The 20,541-nt window shown below is 40.1% G+C and carries 18 protein-coding genes; 3 read left to right on the forward strand and 15 right to left on the reverse strand.

The annotated features are described in order from the left end of the window. Nucleotides 1-93: 93 nt before the first annotated feature. From Q7P05_RS05715 to Q7P05_RS05735, 5 genes are all read right to left on the reverse strand, one after another. A complete protein-coding gene (locus tag Q7P05_RS05715) occupies nt 94-702 on the reverse strand; it encodes a hypothetical protein (RefSeq protein WP_039968834.1) in 609 nt (202 codons plus the stop codon). 492 nt (nt 703-1,194) lie between these two features. Beyond that, entirely contained in the window at nt 1,195-2,085 is an 891-nt protein-coding gene (locus Q7P05_RS05720) for a sigma-70 family RNA polymerase sigma factor (protein ID WP_303931004.1), read from the reverse strand. 317 nt (nt 2,086-2,402) lie between these two features. Next, a complete protein-coding gene (locus Q7P05_RS05725; protein ID WP_303931005.1) occupies nt 2,403-3,467 on the reverse strand; it encodes an ATP-binding protein in 1,065 nt (354 codons plus the stop codon). Between the two features lie 339 nt (nt 3,468-3,806). Further along, entirely contained in the window at nt 3,807-4,955 is a 1,149-nt protein-coding gene (locus tag Q7P05_RS05730) for a glycoside hydrolase family 3 N-terminal domain-containing protein (protein WP_303931007.1), read from the reverse strand. 403 nt (nt 4,956-5,358) lie between these two features. Beyond that, entirely contained in the window at nt 5,359-6,789 is a 1,431-nt protein-coding gene (locus Q7P05_RS05735; protein WP_303931008.1) for a [FeFe] hydrogenase, group A, read from the reverse strand. A 37-nt stretch (nt 6,790-6,826) separates the two neighbouring features. Here Q7P05_RS05735 and Q7P05_RS05740 point away from each other — a divergent pair, with 37 nt between their 5' ends. Next, on the forward strand, nt 6,827-6,970 hold the full coding sequence (locus Q7P05_RS05740; RefSeq protein ID WP_303931010.1) for a hypothetical protein: 144 nt from the start codon (nt 6,827-6,829) through the stop codon (nt 6,968-6,970). A gap of 259 nt (nt 6,971-7,229) precedes the next feature. On the opposite strand, the gene Q7P05_RS05745 is transcribed toward Q7P05_RS05740, so the two are convergent. From Q7P05_RS05745 to Q7P05_RS05785, 9 genes are all read right to left on the reverse strand, one after another. Continuing rightward, nucleotides 7,230-7,604, reverse strand: a complete 375-nt coding sequence (locus Q7P05_RS05745) for a hypothetical protein (protein ID WP_005384879.1) — start codon at nt 7,602-7,604, stop codon at nt 7,230-7,232. Nucleotides 7,605-7,972: 368 nt separating this feature from the next. Next, nucleotides 7,973-8,338 (reverse strand): hypothetical protein, encoded by a 366-nt coding sequence (locus Q7P05_RS05750; protein WP_303931011.1) that lies wholly within the window; start codon nt 8,336-8,338, stop codon nt 7,973-7,975. Nucleotides 8,339-8,689: 351 nt separating this feature from the next. Next, nucleotides 8,690-9,061: a hypothetical protein gene (locus Q7P05_RS05755; protein WP_039968827.1), complete on the reverse strand. Its 372-nt coding sequence runs from the start codon at nt 9,059-9,061 to the stop codon at nt 8,690-8,692. A 76-nt stretch (nt 9,062-9,137) separates the two neighbouring features. After that, entirely contained in the window at nt 9,138-11,609 is a 2,472-nt protein-coding gene (gene gyrA / locus Q7P05_RS05760) for a DNA gyrase subunit A (RefSeq protein WP_303931014.1), read from the reverse strand. An 87-nt stretch (nt 11,610-11,696) separates the two neighbouring features. Then, the gene (locus Q7P05_RS05765) at nt 11,697-12,692 is read right to left on the reverse strand and encodes a virulence RhuM family protein (protein WP_295793727.1); all 996 of its coding nucleotides are present in this window, start codon (nt 12,690-12,692) and stop codon (nt 11,697-11,699) included. 64 nt (nt 12,693-12,756) lie between these two features. After that, a complete protein-coding gene (locus tag Q7P05_RS05770) occupies nt 12,757-13,563 on the reverse strand; it encodes a hypothetical protein (RefSeq protein WP_303883708.1) in 807 nt (268 codons plus the stop codon). Nucleotides 13,564-13,582: 19 nt separating this feature from the next. After that, nucleotides 13,583-14,362, reverse strand: coding sequence for a hypothetical protein (locus tag Q7P05_RS05775; RefSeq protein ID WP_298631806.1), 780 nt, complete (start codon nt 14,360-14,362; stop codon nt 13,583-13,585). Between the two features lie 403 nt (nt 14,363-14,765). Continuing rightward, a complete protein-coding gene (gene sfsA / locus Q7P05_RS05780; protein ID WP_303931015.1) occupies nt 14,766-15,926 on the reverse strand; it encodes a DNA/RNA nuclease SfsA in 1,161 nt (386 codons plus the stop codon). Nucleotides 15,927-16,096: 170 nt separating this feature from the next. After that, nucleotides 16,097-16,960, reverse strand: coding sequence for a HigA family addiction module antitoxin (locus Q7P05_RS05785; protein ID WP_303931017.1), 864 nt, complete (start codon nt 16,958-16,960; stop codon nt 16,097-16,099). Between the two features lie 532 nt (nt 16,961-17,492). On the opposite strand from Q7P05_RS05785, the gene Q7P05_RS05790 reads away from it, so the two are divergent. Next, nucleotides 17,493-18,449 carry a DUF1858 domain-containing protein gene (locus tag Q7P05_RS05790; protein ID WP_105089976.1) on the forward strand — a complete coding sequence of 319 codons (957 nt, stop codon included), beginning with the start codon at nt 17,493-17,495 and terminating at the stop codon, nt 18,447-18,449. 1 nt (nt 18,450) lies between these two features. Continuing rightward, a complete protein-coding gene (locus tag Q7P05_RS05795; RefSeq protein ID WP_195186118.1) occupies nt 18,451-19,116 on the forward strand; it encodes a hypothetical protein in 666 nt (221 codons plus the stop codon). A gap of 112 nt (nt 19,117-19,228) precedes the next feature. On the opposite strand, the gene Q7P05_RS05800 is transcribed toward Q7P05_RS05795, so the two are convergent. Continuing rightward, nucleotides 19,229-20,541, reverse strand: a 1,313-nt coding sequence (locus Q7P05_RS05800; RefSeq protein ID WP_303931020.1) for an ATP-binding protein, incomplete at its 5' end; no start/stop codon positions are given.

Consider the following 20,541-nt stretch of genomic DNA (forward strand, 5'->3'; position numbering starts at 1 on the left):
ATAGTTCCTCCTCTCATTCTCTCCCCCTATTACATTATCTCCCCTTGTATTACTTCATCTCCCCTACTTTTTCTTCTCTTCCCCCCTAACGTTTTATCTTGTTAGGTCTCTCCAGGCGATAAATAGTTCGGCCACGACTTGTGGGTTTTGGCTGAGTTTGATGCGAGCTAGCATTTTGCGCACGTAGTTGCAGTGTTCTAGCATAGCTTCGTTCAGCTTGTGTTTCACGTGGTGTGGGGCTTGGTACACCAAAATAGGTTTAAAGTCGCCCACGTGAATGTAGCTCGTATCTGGATCAGGGCCATCGGTGACAATGTACTGATACGGTATCGCCACATTAAAGAGTCCGTACACCACGTCCTTGCCGATAGGGCGCCGACATTTAATATGTCCAAAGGTCAAATGCGGGCCATAGGTCTTAGGCGCCGTATAGCTGCTGCGCCGACCATCGCTAGTCATGATGTAATTTGGCCTCAACCCTTCTTGTAAGGCCAGTTCTCGCAGGATGGTACGAATTGGCAGATGTACCAATTCTTGACGGCCATCTACGAAATAGCACATCGTACTGTCACCGCCGCCAGGTTCATAGGTAGGAATAAAACAAACAATATGATTCTTCGGATTCGTATAGATCAAATCCAAATTCTCTCCCTTAGATAGCCAAGTGGCCACCGCTACTGGTACTTCATTACATGTCATCATAGGAATTCTCTCCCCTCAACTTAGGAACATTCCTTTCAACAATACAATGAACACGTGTTCTGTGAAAGCAGATTCGCATGCTTTAATCTGCTGTTGGTTTAATTGTATATCACACTGTATAATTTGTAAATATATACACAAAACTATAGAAATTTATGTATAATTAAAGACTTTATGATCTTGTAAAAGTAATATATACCTTTATGTGTCATTATTTTCTCATTTAAATTGAGAATTGCATATTTTATGTATATCTGTTAATCGCGATTAACGTAATTATACAAAAATCAGAATATAAATAAGAAATTAAATTATATTAACACATAGTAACCTAATACGAACTAGACTCTAATAGACTAATACTCATATGGTTACACTCCATATTCTAATCAATTCAGAGTTCTAAGAATCTCATATGTATATAACTCTAATACGTGCACAGCTCTAAAACATATATATCTCTAATGAATGTATAGGCTTATTGCATTCGTATTAGTGTACTCGTAGTTTCTTAAAGTCTGTCGTCAAGTATCTACGCAGCTTCCGCAAGGCTCGTTCATGGCGCCGTTGGATAGCTTGACGGCTACAATTCAGTTCTTCACTGACGGATACGAGGCTTTTACAATCACCGTACACGCGGCGTAATAGATCTTGTTGATCTGGAGATAATCTACCGAGAGCCCATACGAGGCGAGCCCTAAGTCGTTGTTCCTCATCGGCCGTCATGATCATGTCTGCTATATTTTCTCCAGATGAAAAGATATCCATGCCAACAGCTACCTCGCCATCATCGGTGATGCGGTCTGGTATATGAATCTCACGATGATTACGCAACCGCTCCCGCTTCCAATACCGCATGTAACCATACCTAACACCAGCTTTCACAAAGCCAGGAAATGGTACGGAGCCTTTCAAATCAAAGCTATAAATCGATTCCAATAGGATGGCCCACAGATAGCTCTCTAGGTCTTCACGGAACTCGCGGTTCCCCGTCTTATTCGTATAGTGTAAGATGAGCGGTCGATACCTGCGACAGAGCTCGATTTGAGCCGCATCATGGCGCAGCTCATCAGCGGACCACGGCTGGTACCCAACCGTTTGAATCCGCATATTCGGATTTTGACAAATCGACACGAGGCTCTTATCCGATAAGGACGTTAAGACCTGATGACCACAGATGAGAGTCTGTAATTTCAACTCCTCTGGCACCTTGTACTCTGGTTCCTTAGGCGGTATCGTTTCAGATTCTAGTTCCTTAGAAGAAGGTCTCTTAGAAAGTACTTCTTTGGAAGCTGTTCCCTTTGAAGATATTTCTTCAGATTGTAAGCTTGCAGTTTTAATACAGGTTCGTTGTACTAACGGTTCTTCGTTTGTGTATAACATAAATCCCCTTTCCTGCCATGGCATAGCGCTTATCTACACAATAGCGTGGATCGGAGATTTTGACAAATTGGCAATTCTTTTAAATTTCCTCATATTCTGTTACATTCTAACATTAATTTCTATCCATAAAAGGTCATAACTATACATCTAGATAGATAATTGCTGAAAATGAAATATAATCAAAATAATGTGACACATAAATAAAATTCAAAAGCATATGACACATAAATAAGATTCAAAAGAACGCTACGGCAAAATAAATAGACAACACAAAAAGACACCACAGAGGAAGTGTGGTGTCTGATTAAATTGTCTGATTAAATTGCAATACAAGAGGCTTCCACAAAGTCTTTCAGTTGTGGTTTTACGTAGGTTTGATACACGTCTGCACCGTTGCCACGCACGATGTCGCCCCAGTATTTATACACATAGCGGTACCAGAAATGGAACATGCTATTGGTGAAGTGGTAATCAGCGTATTTCGCAGGACCACGGCTATTCGCTTGGATACGACCTACAAGGCCCATCGCCATGAGGTCATTTAAACGAGATGTAAAGGTGCCGCTTTTAATTTGGCTAGCTTGTAAAAGCTCCACGTAGTATGGTCTTTCAAGGGTAGCAAGGCCAGACAGGATAGCGTTAGCACCTGTTATATTTTTCATATCTCTGTGTAAGATATGTTGTGTTTCTTCAAATAGGGCACCCGATACAGAGAAGAACAAATTAATGATATTCGTATCGATGCTTTCACCATTATCAAAGTACTGCACATACGCAGGTAGACCGCCTGTTACGGCGAATACGGTACGCAAGTCATCTTTAGCATAGTGAAGGCCCAAGGATTTCATATCCACCAAGGAGAACGGTTTCACCTCAAAATATTCCGACACATAGGGACCGATTAGACTGCGATCGCCAATGATACGACCATCGAGCTGTTCTAAACCATTAGCCATCAAAATGATGTTCAACTGGCTCGTTTCTTTATAGGCATCTAACAAATCACGCAAATATATGGGAAACTGAGGCACAGCCTCCACCAAGGAAGGGTAATCATCAATCACCACAGTCTGAGGCATTTTCACACTGCTTTCAAATAGACCCTCAAAAGCCTCTTGCAAGCTAGTGATCGGTTCGAATTTGTCCTGCTCATTGGTAGGAACAAAACGTGCCTCAAGAGCTCGATTCATATCGGCTACATGGATTGCTTCATTAGCCATGCGACCTGCCAAGTATAACGCCTTATGACGTCGTACAAGCTGGGAAGCCACATAGGATTTGCCACTGCGATGCGGACCGTAAACAACACACAAACTCATTTGATTCATCGCAATACGGGACTGGATACTCTCAATAATCTCAGCACGTCCCACAAAATTCATATACTCTCACCTCCAACATTCTATGGAGATTATTATATCATAAATTTAAAACAAATTTAAACTTATTTTCATATTATTAACATGACTTTTGATTATGTTAAATTTTTTACGCATAAAATATACTTATTTAATGGTTTACTTTTTACCCATACATTTGTGAAAGTTCCCATATTTACTACATTTTATACAGTTGTAAATTCAATATAACTATACAGAGGAAAGTATAAAAAAAGACGTGCCTATCTAAGATAAGCACGTCATGTTTATATGTATATCTGTATGTATATGTATATGTAATAGTTTTGTTTATGGACGATATTTGCGAGGACGTTCCTAACATTATTGTTGCATTTGCGTTTGCATCTTCATGAGTAGAATATGCTTAACTGCATCATTGAGGCGATCATTGGTAATCGTTCCATTCGCCACGGCTTGGGTTAATGCTCGATGGACTTCATCAATGTGAACTGTGTCCGCATCAAGGAGGACGAGATCACTGCCCGCCACGATGGATTCTACCGCAAAGTCCCCTATTTTTTGGTTTGCTTGCAAGGCGCCTACGTCGACACGGTCTGTCATGACCACTCCATTATAGCCAAGCTCATGCCGTAACCAATCCGTGATAATCGCCTTAGAAGTGCTGGCCAAGTGTGCATTGTCGATAGCCGGAATTTGCACATGACTCATAACGAGCATATACGTATTCGCCGTCGTCTGTGTAATAAGACGCTTGAATACAGCTACATCCGTAGTGTTGAGGTATGCTTTCGCATCATTAGCTGTCTCAAAGGATGCATCGCCGAGGCTCACCGTTGGGAAGTAATTGTAACCAAACCACATTTTGTTGATTTGGTACCGCTCCGCCATGGCAAGGTCCATATGCCCTGCCCAAGTAGGGTCAGATGTATAGGACACATTAGGAATCCCAAGATTCGCATTCGGCCCGATGACAAGGTTGAAGCCCATATCGCGCATCTCAATAGCCGATCTGGTCGCTAAATTGATAATCCGTTCCATCGGTAATTGGCCCCACCGATTTGGCTCTGGCAAACGCAAGAAACTTTCATTAGAACGCAACACCTTATCCCGATTAATCGCTATATATGGCGTAACCATGCTCGCCGTCGTAGCCGTTTGCATGATGTCGTTTGTGAAAGCTTTCACCTGGTTTTTATTATTTAGATTTTCATTGGTTAGCATAACGCCGCTCACACGATATTTCCTGATGACGTCCTTTTGGGACTGTCCTACCGTGCTGCCATGAAGGCTAATCATCATCAGCTGACCTATCTTGTCCTCTTGAGACATAGCCCCGAGCCAGGTATTTACCTTCTCAGGGACAGGCTTATCTGATTGCATGATGGCCCGATACGACACAGTGCGTACCTCTTCCTGCTCTGCCTGACTCTCATGCTGGCATCCCGCAGTACCGATGGCGGCGACAATCAAGGCCATGCCACATAGGGCACGCCGTAAAAACAAGTTCATCTCTCCACAAAACTCCTTGTAATACTCTCTTACATGTTACCTTTCTATATATTATACACTATATAATTCATCTTTTCCTCATGTGAAAGCTAGTTTTCTATATCAATTTATCATAATAAAGTTATAAAGTAGTAGTAACAATTAATATAAAAGGTAATTCATACATATAACATATATAAAACTATAAGAAGGTTATACATAAAAATCCTACGAATCGCATGTAAGGTGACACTCAGTAGTCAATATCTACATAAGTATCAAGTCACTCATGACCCGTAGGATTTATTTCTGTTCAGTTAGTTACTCATATACCAGTCTAGCCACGCTAATGTATCGATGTATTCATCGCCAGAATACATTCGAAACAACTCGTACTGAGTAAATTAGCTAATTTGTAATAGGATTAGCCTTTATATTTAGGGGATGTTGGGCATGTTTCAGGTGTTACGTCTTTGCGATCACCAAGAACCGCGCTGCGGTCTGTGTAGTGTGTATGCAATAATTCGTGCGCCTTGTGGCCCAATGGTTCGCCTAAGAAGTCTTTGTATAACGTTTGGATTTCTTCGTTTTCATAGGAAGCAACCCATTTGTAGTTAGCATCGGCTTCGTAAAGACCACCGATACGAGCTTCCTTAGTTTTCACAGCTTGAGGCAATTTAGTGCGTGGTTGACCGCCGCCACCAATACAACCACCTGGGCACGCCATAACTTCGATGAAGTCATAGTGTTTGTCGCTGTCTTTCAACGCGTTAAGGAAGTCACGTGTATTTTTACCGCCATGTACTACAGCAACGGACAATGTAACGTCATCACCTAATTGAACAGTTGCCTCTTTAACGCCTTCCATACCACGAACGTCTTCGAGGTGTGTCAAAGCATATGGAGGTGGCTCTTTGTCAGTAATGAGCTTATACGCCGTACGCATAGCTGCTTCCATAACACCACCAGTGTTACCGAAGATGATAGATGCACCAGTTTCCATACCGATTAAGTCATCGAATTGGGACTCTTCAATAGCATTGAAGTCGAGGTTTTCCTCTTGGATCCAACGGATGAACTCACGTGTGGTAATAGAAATGTCTGTATCCATGCCAAGGGATTCGTCATTGTGGTAACGAGCCGCTGCATTTTCTTCTTCCCGTTTTGTTTCTGCTTTTTTTGCCGTACAAGGGTTTACAGATACAGATACGATGTTGCTAGGATTAATGCCTTTTTTCTCAGCAAAGTATGTTTTAATCATAGCCGCTTCCATAGCGATACAAGAACGTGTGGAAGACAAGTTAGGAATCAATTCAGGGAAGTAGATTTCCGCAAAGCGTACCCACGCTGGGCAGCAGCTTGTAAACTGAGGAATTTGACCGCCAGTTTTAAGGCGTTCTACAAGCTCAGATGCTTCTTCCATAATCGTTAAGTCTGCACCGAAGTTAGTGTCTACTACATAGTCTGCACCAAGTGCGCGCAAAGCTCCAACCATTTTACCTTCAAGGAATGTACCTGGTTCGTAGCCGAAGCCTTCACCGATAGCTACACGAACAGCTGGAGCTGTTTGAATAACAACGATTTTTTCAGGATCTGCAAGCGCTGCTTTCACCTTTTCAAGCTCGGATTTAGCATGCATGGAGTCGAATGGACATGCAGCCGCACATTGACCACAGTGGATACATACAGGCACGTCACCGTTTGCATCAAGATCATAGTAGTCGAGTACGCTCATTACGTCCGCACAAGCGCGACGGCATAACGTACAGTTTTTACACTTGGAAATGTCGTGATAAATGGATGGATTGTCTAATGCAATCGGCACACGTTTATCGATAAATTCGTATTGAGACATGAGGACCTCCTCTAACAAACTAAAACTATCAAACCTTTTGGGAAACATCGGCCAAACTACAGAGCACTGTGCTCAAGGCGTACTTCCACATCTTACCTTTAGTATACGCTATGGTGAAAGTTTATACTATGTAGAAATGTTACACTTTAGTGCAAAATTATGGTCCATCATCCCTCTCTAGATACCATACTATTGCCCATAACATTGTGAGTGACATTCTACATGATATTGTAGGTGAGTATATTTCAATAAGATTGAAATTACATAAATGCGTAATAATATTCCCATTGTACCACGAACGGGTAAATAGTTCACCAACTTTTAGGGAATTAAAACAAAAGAAAAACGCGCGTCAATTTAAATAAAAAAACGCACGCCCTCTCATGAGAACGTGCGTGTGTGAAGCTTTCACAAAGAATCATAACCCTCTGCGGATCAGATTATTTGTCACCCCAGATAAGTGTGTACACAGCGTATGCAGGAGTGCCTTGTTCAACCTTACGAGTAGATTTGTTAGGTTGTTCTTCTTTCACAACATAACCTTGTGGGTTATAAAGAGTTACCTTAACGTCTTTTACTTCGCGTTTTTTGTGGTTGAACTCTTCAGTTACGATATAGTGGTAACCTTCGTAGTCCATGGCTTTGATGTCCAAAGTAGCTTTTTTGTCATCTTTTTTAACAGAATCGTTGTCGATAGACCAAGTGATACCATTACTATCAGTACCAACAGTATACCAATTTGCCGCATCAACACTACCAATACCACCAATGAATAAAGCGCCTGCTGCCAAAACAGCTGCCAATGTTTTTTTCATATTTTTACCTCTCGAATTAAATACAAGAATATGAAATCTAGTATATTCGATAAAAATAAATATTTTATGAAAGACAAACGTGCTCAATCATTAGGACCTCATAAACTAAATATTCCCTTACCCAAAATACTTATTCCCTTATTTTAGACCATAAAATAAGGGAATAAATAATTTGGATATATTTAATCATACGTACAGAAAGAGTTCTATCTCTTTGAGACCGACTTAGGTAACTACTCCCAAACGCAGTTTTGGAAAGATTTCCTCATTAGGAAATGAGAAAACGGGTGGATATATCTCTAAGGGCGACTTAGGTCACTATGGAGACCGAAGAGATATATCCACCCGTTCATAACCGAAGAGGAAATTTACCAAATCAAGTGATACACGCGATCTAGATTACTTCCTTCTTGTATTTGTACTTTTGTATTTGCCAATGTTTCAGAGCCAATCATATAGCCTTGAGGGTTATATGTAGCAACATCAATGAGCTGTACTGTTTTATCAGCACGGTTGAATGTCATTGTGTAAATAGAGTGATCTCCATTTGGATCTACAATCTTCAAGCGCAATGTAGCACGAGCATCGTTTTTATCAACAGAGTCATTGTCGATATAACCAGTACGACCATATTGATCTGTATCAAGAGCATACCAACTTTCAGCATGAGATACGCCCACACCAGCACTAAACAATAAACCGGCTACCGCTAAACAAGCAAACCATTTTTTCATAACTATTCTCTCCTGACTATAAAATTCAAATAACTATGCAATCTGCATACCATAAATTCCCTACGCCTTCATTATAACACCATAATTGCATATTACTAATAAAAACTCTATAAACTGCATAATTAATATAAATCTATTAAGGACGATGTGCTGAGTCCTTTGGGCTTTGATAATATAACGTATTTGATGACTGATATTCGCGCTGTAAGGTCAACAAAACATAGAAAGCCCCGAACTGTTCTGAAAACGACTTCGGTCACTATGGAGGCTTTCAGGATAGTTCGGGGCTACTTATACGTTCTGAGTATCTAAATAGACAGAGCGAATATCAGCTTCTATTAAATTGTTGGATTATTTACCCCATAGGGCCTTCATAACTTCCGCACCCATGGTATCGTCTTCAATTTTTGTAGGTTTTTGTGCTTCTTTGCTGGACAATAACGCTACGCCTGCAGCGCTGTATACTGTTGTATCAAGTTCTGTCCATGTTTTTTCTTTACGGTCAATGCGTACTGTGTAGATGTATGTGAAACCTTCTACATTGTTAATTTTAACAAGTACTGTAGCCGCATCATCTGTTTTGTATACAGATGCATTATCGATGAACCATGCTGCATCATCTGCGTCAGCATCGATATAGTACCAATCAGCAGCACTAGCTTGACCAAAGCCGCCTAAGAATAAAACCCCTGCTGCAAACATAGCAGCTAACCATTTTTTCATATCTAAACTCCTTAACGCTAGAGACGACCATCTAAGATGGCCGCCCATAGTTTCTTACATATACTATTAATACAAATTATTCTGCTTCTTCGTCTTCGATTTCAGCACCTGGAATAACAGCAATACTAGCTACTTTATCACCTTCGTCGAGATTTTGTGTTTTCACACCAGAAATAGCTTTGCCTTTCTTCACAGCAATATCGTTCATGTTGAAGCGGATGATTTTGCCTTGTTCAGAGATAAGCATAACTTCATCATCGTTATGAACTACCTCTACGGCAACTACGTCACCTGTTTTGTTCGTAATCTTGAAGTTCTTAGAGCCTTTACCACCGCGTTTTTGCAATGTGTAAGCTTCCGCATCATTGCGTTTACCGAAACCTTCTTCGGAGATCGTAAACACTTGCGCTTCGCTTTCATCAGCATTAAGAACACCTGCGCCTACCACTACGTCGCCAGTATTGAGTTTAATACCGCGTACACCGTGAGCCGCACGTTTCATGAGACGTACGTCGCTTTCACTGAAACGAATAGCGATACCCAATTTAGTACCGATCAAGATATCTTGGTTGCCAGTCGTTACGTTGACGGAAATCAAGTGATCCCCTTCGTCGAGGTTGATAGCGTTGAGGCCAGAACGACGAATGTTGCGGTATTCTTCGATAGCTGTACGTTTTACAACACCGAACTCAGTAACCATGAATAAGTTTACATCTTCATGGATACGTTCAAGGTCGATCATAGTTGTAACAGATTCACCTACAGCGAGTGGCAATACGTTAACCATAGCGGTACCGCGAGAGTTACGGGAACCTGCTTCTGGCACTTCGTATGCTTTGAGGCGATATGTACGGCCGGTGGACGTGAAGAACAACAATGTATTATGCGTACGAACATGCATAATTTGCGTTACATAGTCATCTTCCTTCGTCTTCATGCCGATAACGCCAGCGCCACCTTTATGTTGGTTGCGATATACGTTCGCGTTCATCCGTTTGATATAACCTTGTTTAGTCAAGGTAATAACCATCTCTTCGTCAGCGATGAGGTCTTCTACATCAAGGTCGGACGTATCGATTGTGATTTCAGAACGACGAGGATCGCCGTATTTCTTCTTCATATCATCCAGTTCGTCTTTGATGATTTGACGTTGACGCGCTTCGCTAGCCAAGATAGCTTTCAAATCTTCGATCAATGCCAACAATTCCTTGTATTCGTCTTCGATTTTCTCGCGTTCCAAGCCTGTTAAACGGCGTAAACGCATGTCGAGGATGGCTACTGCTTGTTTTTCTGAAAGCCCGAATTTTTGCATCAATGCGTTACGTGCGATTTCGTCAGTTTGGGAACTGCGGATTGTAGCGATAACTTCATCGATGTGGTCGAGAGCAATCAACAAGCCTTCCAAGATGTGAGCACGTGCTTCTGCTTTATTAAGCTCGAATTGAGTACGGCGTACGATTACATCGAGGCGATGATCTAAGTAATAACCCAATACTTCTTTCAAATTCAATACGCGAGGATGACCATCCACGAGGGCTAGCATAATCACGCCGAAAGATTCTTGAAGTTGAGTGTGTTTATATAATTTGTTAAGAACGATATCTGGTTGCACGTCAGCGCGCAATTCGATAACGATACGCATACCTTGACGGTCAGATTCGTCGCGAAGCGCTGTGATACCATCGATTACCTTGTCGCGGCTCAAGTTCGCAATTGTTTCAATAACGCGAGCCTTGTTAACTTGGTATGGAATCTCAGTCACTACGATTTTATGCTTGCCCTTCGCCATTTCTTCAATGGTTGCACGAGCGCGCATTTTTACGCTACCACGACCTGTGGAGTACGCTTTTTTAATGCCTTCCCGGCCCAAAATGAGCGCCCCAGTCGGGAAGTCTGGACCTTTAATTTGCGTCATCAATTCGTCCACAGTTACCTCTGGATTATCGATGAGCATGGTAAGGCCATTACATACCTCATTAAGATTGTGCGGCGGAATATTTGTCGCCATCCCTACGGCGATACCGCTAGAACCATTGATGAGAAGATTTGGGATCTTCGCTGGCAATACTGTTGGTTCTTGCAAGCTTTCATCATAGTTCGGCATGAAATCAACAGTTTCCTTGTCGATATCAGCCAGCATTTCTTGCGTAATTTTTGCCATACGTACTTCGGTATAACGCATCGCAGCGGCACTATCGCCGTCGATGGAACCAAAGTTACCGTGGCCGTCTACCAAGAGGTAGCGCGTATTGAAATCTTGCGCCAAACGTACAGTCGCGTCGTAAACGGAACTATCACCATGTGGATGATACTTACCAAGCACGTCACCGACGATACGAGCGGATTTCTTGTACGGTTTATTTGGCGTCATACCTGTTTCGTGCATCGCGTACAAAATACGACGATGAACTGGTTTCAAGCCATCACGCACATCTGGAAGAGCACGCATTACGATTACGGACATCGCATAATCGATATAAGCGTTCTTCATTTCTTTATCAATCTGAACGGGATGAATATTCCCGTGGGACCATTGTTGGTCTGCCACAATCTCACCTCATTTTACTAACACTGATTATAATACATCATAATATTATAGCATTTTTGAGGGCTAAAGGCTATAAACCCTTTATTATTAACTGTGTTCTTTCACAAATCTATCAAAATCAGAAATTACCTTCTGCTGTGTATTAAATACTTCATATTCACTAACAGCTTTCTTCTGTGCTTGTGTCATAGAAATAAGTCCTTTATTTCTTAAGATTTGATACTCATTAAAATCTAAAAACTTATCAACACTTTCAATAAAAGCTTTCATAGTAAATGTTTCACGTCGTTCAATAATACGTTCTATATAATCAAAAAATGAGGATATCGTTCGCTCAAGTTGTTCAATTTCTTCAACGGATAAATAATTTTTGGCTACAATTACATCTTTTTTATAAATCCGCCCTTCCGGTCCAGATTCCCACGTAGTCAATCCCATATGATCCTTTGTAGCATCTGCATGACTATGAATGATCTCTGCAGCAGTTTGACCAGTAATAGCATAATGAAACTTATTCTGTATCGTTCCAAAAAATTCTCTAGTAATAGGTGATTGTGCATCATAATCGATTGCACACGCAGCAAATATATCTGTTACTTGTTGATATATGCGTCGTTCACTAGCGCGAATTGAGCGGACTCTTCGTAGCAATTCTTTAAAATAATCGTGTCCAAATGAACGTCCATTCTTTAGCATAACATCATCAAGAGCAAAACCTTTGATAATATATTCCCGTAAAACTCCTGTCGCCCAAATTCGAAATTGAGTTGCCTTTTTGCTATTTACTCGATATCCTACCGCAATGATAGCATCAAGATTATAAAAATTAGTTTGATAAATTTTACCATCTTCAGCAGTTGTTTCCATTTTGGAAATAACTGCTGATATAACTAGTTCTCCACTTTCAAATATATTCTTCAGATGCTTACTAATAGCAGGTATATTAACATCAAATAGTTTTGCCATATCTTTTTGTGTCATCCAAAATGTTTCATCTTTGAATAGTACATTCGTGGAAACAGATTCATTCTCTGCTTGATATACAATAACATTTCCTGTAATCGCATTTTCTAAAGATGTCATATAATTCCCCTCTATATTTATATCTCATTTTATTTCATACTTCTAAGCTATTCCTGCTTCTTATTTAATGAGCTGCATGATATATCATATGGTCCAAGACCTTAACAAAGTCTCGTTCCACACCTGAAGTATCATTACCAGTACTGCCAATTCCGGTTAACATAGTTTCTTTCCAATCATTCCTTGCCATAAATCGAAAACCTATCAAATACTCGGCTTTTGTTTTGTCCGCTTCCTCTTTAGGTAAATAGTAAATACCAACGCTTCTATCAGCACGAGGATGTAACAGTGCTGGATTATCTTGCGGTTTATATTCGCTATATATGGATTTCATAAAGGTTAGAATATCTTCACCCGTTACAGACTTATCTACAAAGATAATTTCATTGGATCTAAATAGAGGTATCTGATTAGTACCTGCTACACGTGTTGCTTCAGATTTCTTTAGCTTTAAAACTTCCTCATATGTCGCCATTCGCAGGCCATGTTGCTTAGCACGTTCCACCAAAGCAGCGTTCAAATGAATTAAATACTCTTGTGAATAGGCAAAATTAGCATTCGTGTATCTTTCACCACCTGGAACCGGTAAGGTTGGGCGTTGCACCACAGAATTCGTAGTGAAAGAAAAACCGTTGCTTTCATCATAAAAGACATACACATTCCGCTGGAACGGTTTTTCCTGTTCCACTACAGAGGACTGGAGAACAAGATTAGGATGAACAACAGCAAACTCCTTTTCCACACTAGCCTTGATATCCTCTGGCGTCGCAGGATCACCATTCTCCGTCGTCCACACAAAAGAACAACCGCTCAATAAAAATGTACAAATACACACAACAACTAATGATATATACCTAATCAACTGCTTCATAGATACACCTCTCCCTGACCTATTTTCCTCGCACAGCCTGTTGTATTTCCCGATCAACAACGGTAATTATGTCTCGTTCAATCTGCTCAGAACTCTTATCTTGATAACCAACACCACTCATTAAGGTATCTCGCCAATCTTCCCGCCCTCTAATTTTAAAACTTATTAGGTACAGAGCCTTGCTCTTGTCTGTTTCACCATTTGGTAAATAGTAAAAGCTAACCTTACGGCCATACACGCTACTTACTAAGGTCTCGTCACCATTAGGTTTATATAGAGAATATATGTCTCGTAACATACCTACGACACCTGCGCCATTCGATGTTTGATTAAGAAATATAAAATCCCCTTCCTCAAACAAAGGCACCGTACTATTATCCTCTTTTCGCATAATCTTAGCATCCATTAGCGCTTTGCGCTCCTCATTATTAGCTACCTGAAATCTATACTTTGCAGCAAGCAGTGCTACCTCAATATTCAAGCGATCTAAATAAGCCTCTGCATACCTATACTCTGCGTTCGTAACCCGTTGACCACCAGGAATAGGCAACTGAGGAACCTCAACAGAAGCACGCGCAGTAAAGACAATGCCATTATTCTCATCAAAAAACGTATATTCATAGTGCTTATAAGGCTTTGTAGTAACAACCTCAGAAGCCTGCAACACTAGACGCGGATGATACGACGCAAAATGCTTCTCAACCATTGCCTTTACATCATCCGGCGTATACGGCTCAGCATCGAGCGTCGTTAACCGCGAAGAAGTACAACCACCCAATACAACACTACAAACACACACAAAAACCAACAACACAAACCTAACAAACACAGGCATACACAACCACACCTCTCTCTTTTCCCCATTTGTATCAAGTATTCATATCAAATATGCAGACACAATCATTGATAACATCAGCTGATTGTTGATACTCTACTTCACACCCTTTCCCCATCAGGGACCTCGCCCCATGCGAAAGGAAAAGTGCTTTTGTTGTTAATAGTTGAAGCAACTAGTTAATAGAAAACATAGGTATGGATGGGACGGACTCACATATAACGTAATAAAAAAGGGCTTCCCTTATTGATGAGCGACTTAGGTCACTATGGAGCGAAGAGATAAGGGAATCCCTTTTTTAACAATCTAGCATATTTGTATTCGGGCCCCATCCATACTATTTTCGGTTATTCGCCATTAACAACAATCACTTAACTAGCGCATCCAATTTATTCATACGATAGTTTTCTATTACATCCATAAATGCTTTGTTATGAATAGGATTTTCCGTCATCCCAAATAGGTGGCTGTTACAGTCACAGTCAGAGCAGCCAAATTTAGGTACGTCCCATTCGGCAACGCCACGTACCGCATCAGCGAGAGCGCATTCCGCATCATCCCAGCTAGTTCGTATTGGCAGGCCTGCGATCATTTCACAGTAACCGCGGAAGTAATCTAGATGCCAGTGCATTTTCTTGCGTTTCCGTTTATGGCGCTCAATGCGTTTCGTTAAGTTCGCCTTTGCAGAGCCTACGTACATATAGTAGCCAGATTTAAAATGCATCATCCCTTTAGAGCCGATTTCAAGGTCAAGATCGTGGTCAAGATGCATGACCATCACGTACACGCCGCTATCGTGAGCCTCTGTGTCGAGGATGCTACTCGGATAGGAACATTCTCGTGTTACAGTGGGCATGGTGAAAGTCTCATCCCAGGTCACAGCAACGGCTTTCCAGTCTAAAGAAGGGGCTACCTCTTTAAAGGTACGAGCAAATTCTAAATCTGTGTGATAATCCGGTAAGAACCACTGCGCTCTATCCCATTGCACGAGGAATAGAACCCCTGTATGGTACCCTTCATTTTGCAATTCTTTTAAATGCAGTAAATGCTTACGACCTCGTTCTGTTATGGCATCAGGAAACATGGCACCCGTTTTAGAGAATAGCGTACAAGACTTGACCTCTAACAAGAACTCGTCGCCCTTATCATTGGTGAGGAGCAAATCAAAGCGTGATGATGTCCCATGTAGTTTAACGGTATACTCTCGTCTTACAACGCGCCATTCCTCCCAACCAGGGATCAGCTTATTTTCAATCAAATGCTGCGCTACATCGTTACTATAGTTCGTGTCGAGCATAATTACGACACCATCGCGCTCAATGCCCACAACGCGGTACTTGGTCTTTGCATCAGGCTTATCGTGAGGCACGATGTACATCGTTACACCGGTGAATAAGAGCTCCCACATTCGACCAGGATTTGGTAAATGTGCGAGTACACTTTCACCATTCAAATCTAAGGTCACCACAAAACGGTTCGGGCGACCAGTATATGTTGCTTTCAAAATTGTATCGTAAAGAACCTTCATTGTATCTCCTATATCAGTAATATTCTATATGTCTATTATACGCTATTTTGTTACAGGATAAGAATCCTCGTACTATGAAAGTCCTTACGTTAATGGGAACCTCTAACAAGTGCTATAAGCCCTTACAAACTTACAAAAAAGAGGTGTTTAAAAACTTACCAAAATATGGCTCAATAATTCACCACAGTTACAGGATCATTGTTACGGTATTTGCGATTACTACGTTGATAATCTCGTTCTACCAAGTTATGTAGGGCTTCTCCTAATAACTTCCAAAAACCATCAGTATCTTCCGTTGGTATACCAAGAACAATAGAGTTTCCTTTGGAATACGTAATACATGTGGAGGTTATATTATCAAGAATTGGCAAATATACGATAATGACACCACATGCTCCTAGCATATCCTTAAGAGGCTCTTTCACACTAGCTAATGGTTCGCTCTTAAGGTCCTCAATTTTAGGTATAAATTTTCTTAGTAACTCCGCATCATAAGGATTGACCTCCACAAAACGCGCCTGTCCTTTCGTGATTTGTACTAATGTATAAATCGCACTCTTTTTAACTGGCTCCATATCCTTAATATTTTCATACACTAAGGGCATAACCATTTCATTATCTACATTTTTTAAAGAAGCTACCTCAAAAAACTTCTGTAAATTATTGACCTGCTCAGATGCCTTTTTGGTTTCTGGCACGATACCTAAACGTGCTAATTTAACATAACCAAATGGCTTAGCAAAATTGATTTCTTCATCAATGGAGTTTTCATACTCTACTTTTAATATCTTCTCTCTGTAATTGGCTTCTAATCCATTCCAAAAACTTGCGTCTACACCAAACACCCGTTCAAGACGCATTGCCACATCCTGTGTTAGTGGGACTTCACCATTAATGAGCTTACTGATGTGCTTCTCACTCATATCCATTCGTGTAGCTAATTCTTTTTGCGTCATATGCCTATCTTCTAAAACCTCTTTTATTGTCATTCCAGGCGGTATAGCAATAAAAGTTTTACTCTCATATATCTTCATAGGTATATCTCCTATTCTAATGATAATCTACAATTTCTTGAATCTCTACTACATGAAACGTTCCATCAATATGTCACCGACTCTCTCAAATCATAGTGAATGGTTGATACAATATAAATGGCCATTTATAATAATTTACCTAGCAGGTTAATTCTATTATACTCTCTCAAATACAAATGTAAATATACAATTTACCAATTAGGTAAATTATTTTATAATATCTAGTATTATAAATCATATATGCTATTAATAATTAATATTGAAATTTTTCATTTTTGTAGCTTAGGTTACATTATTACATGTTAAAATAGTTTATACTAGGAACATCAGGTCAGTATTTAATACCCGTACTGATCGTTACGCCGGGTTTTGGTGAGGCATCGCCTAGTTGATCTCATCACGCTGTACGTATACGTGCGAAGCTTTCACAAAACCCAACGGCGTATATAGATTACATATAAAGAATTACATAGATTAACTAAGTAGTTTAGGCCACTATTCTCCGCAGAGAGGGCTCGAGAAAGGATTAACAATGGCACAAATCGCAGCAAATTTACAACGCATTAAAAACGGCCAACGCCGTTATGCAATTACACCTCGCGTTCCAGCAGGTTTCATTCAACCAGAACAATTACAAAAATATATCGACGTAGCGAATGAGTTCGGCGCGGTTCTTAAATTGACTGGCAGCCAACGCATTATGATTACGAATTTGAAAGCAGAAGACGTAGATAAAGCTTGGGAAATGCTCGGCATGGAACCAGCGTACACTGTTTCTAACCGCGTGCGCAGCGTAAAAATCTGCCCAGGTACTACATTCTGTAAACGTGCTAAACAAGATAGCGTACATCTTGGCATGCAAATTGAACGCAAATATTTGTCTCAAGAAATGCCAAGCAAAATGAAAATCGGCGTGTCCGGTTGTTTAAATTCTTGTACTGAAAGCCGCATGAAAGATGTTGGTATTATCGGTACTGTAGAGGGTTGGAACGTATACGCTGGTGGTAGCGGCGGTGCACATCCACGCATCGGCGACCTCATCGCAGAGGTAACAACTGAAAAAGAAGCTCTTGCATTAGTAGATCGTATCATTGCATACTATAAAGAAAACGCACAAATTGAACGTATGGGCGAATTCATTGACCGCATTGGTTTAGAGGCTTTCAAAGCGGCTGTATTGGGCGACCTTGAAGGTGCTCCAGCTGAAAGCAAATCTGACGAACCAGCTGTGTTCTTGCCTGGTCATGGTAACGATCCTGAACCAGAAGCACCACGCCTTGAAGCAGGTGCTCCTATCACACCAGACACTATCATTCGCGACATCGTGGATACATATCCAAACGTTGTGCCTGTATTACAAAGCATCGGCATGGGTTGCCTTGGTTGCCCATCTTCTACAGCTGAACCATTGTGGCAAGCTGCAGAAATTCACGGTGTTAATGTATACGATTTAGTTCAAAAATTAGAAACTGCACGAAAAGGAGCTTAATATGTCCGCATTCTTAGGTCACATCCATTACTGGTTATATCGTAAAATTCAATTGCTCGTTGAGCGTGAAAACTTGATTTTAGAAAAAACAACTAAGGTTGTTGATGATTTGGCAGAGGAATTACATTCCATTTCCGTAGATACATACGGCGAGCCAATCAACCCTAGCATTCCACTAGAAAACATCATCGACCATGGCAATATCCATGGCTGGTTGTCCAACCAAATCAACATCGCTTCCGTTCGTGAAGCAGCTTTCATCAAAGATTTGCTCGATACTAACTCCGGCGATGAAGCCGTACATGTAGTAACAGCTATTCTTGATGCATTTGCAGTACAAGGTCAAGCATGTGGTGTTGTGGCGCAAGACAATCTTGAGGAACACACTGCACCTGCTATTTACAATGCATTGCAAAACTTCTACGTAAACGGCATGCCTTGTGACGGTGGTGACCAAGTTGTTTCTGAAAGCCCTGATGAATTCACATGGGTTGGGGATCACAGATTACAAGCAGGCTACTGGCGTACAGCGGGCGTTGACCCTAAGTTCATGGCCTTGGCGTACCAAACATGGTTCGAAGCCTTTGTAAAAGCGGTAGATCCAAACTTTGAACTTGTAACGACTGAAGAAAACGGCACACGTTTATATACAATCAAGAAAAAATAAATAATAAATATAGAGTATTTCCTCTGCTTAGGAAATATAAACGAACGAAAACGAACAAAAAGCGAACGTAAAAATTTACGTTCGCTTTTTTCTTATTATTTATATTCTACAATTACTTGATAATATATGTAGTACCACGTCCTGAACCTTGTTTTCTTAAAAAACCCGATTTCACTAATTTATTAACAATCTGTAATACCTTTGTTTTTCCAAATCCAGTATACTCTACTATTTTTCCAGAAGACAAAGCCTTAAATTGTAGAACATCATATATTTTCTTTTCATCAGCTGTTAATTTATCCAAATTTTCTTCAATGACAGGTAAAATGATTTTTATAGAGTTTTCAGAAATATCAAATTGTGGTTTTATAACACTATTTCTATAAGCTTCTTGAATACGTTGTATACCAGTACCATAACGCTCAATAATGTCTAATCGAAAAAATACATTCCCAATAATAGGATTTCTAAGGATAGAAATTTGACCTTCTAAATATTGAGATTTTCCTAATCCTTTTGGTAACCCTCCAGGCGATACAATTTCAATATAATCATCAAACATAGAAATTTTAGTATGAGCTGGTATATCCCAAGCACGATGAACCAATGCATTAGCAATAGCCTCTCTAAATGCCGTCTCAGGTATACGTTCATATTGATTTCTAGATGATCCTTTTATTTCACTATATTGATAGTAACGTCGATACATGATTAATGCTTCATTATAATAATTTAATAATGATGTGTGTTCAATCGTATTTCTTTCCAAGAAAACACTTATAGATTCACCAAAACGAGCCATATCTATACCAGGAAATGAATTTTTATCTGCTAGTAGCTCACCAGCAATAGTATATCCTTCATTCATCCGATATAATTCTAAGGTAATTAGTAAATCTCGAGTTAATGCAGATATCCCCATAATAGATTTACAAGCATCTTCTAATACAGTAAATTGTAAATCTTGACGTTTAGAAACTAAACTATCAAATGAAAGATTCTCTCCCTCCATAACTAATCGCTTCAATTCAATTGTATCTACTGGTATTGAAGCACTATCACCACGTCTATATGATTTTCCATTATAAAAGTAAGGTGTATCCTTACCTTTCTCTACTGTCAAAGTTATAACATTAGTAGTTTCATCAATATCCAAATTAAATTTTGGAATCGGTGTAATACTATCATTAATTTTATTTTCAATAGATAAACATGCTTCTTTAGGATTATCTATCCCAACAACTTCCCCATTATCTTTTATTCCAAACTGGATTATTCCTGTTCCATAATTTGCATAAGCACTTACAGTTTTTAAAAATGTATTAGTAACCGATTCTTTAAATTCTAAGGATTTAGTTTCACGCATATTATCACCCACCTTCTTATATACTATATCATAAAACGGGCGCAAAAACGAACGTAAAC

The sequence above is a fragment of the Veillonella dispar genome, assembly GCF_937975875.1.
In the GTDB taxonomy this organism is placed as follows: Bacteria; Bacillota; Negativicutes; order Veillonellales; family Veillonellaceae; genus Veillonella; species Veillonella dispar_B.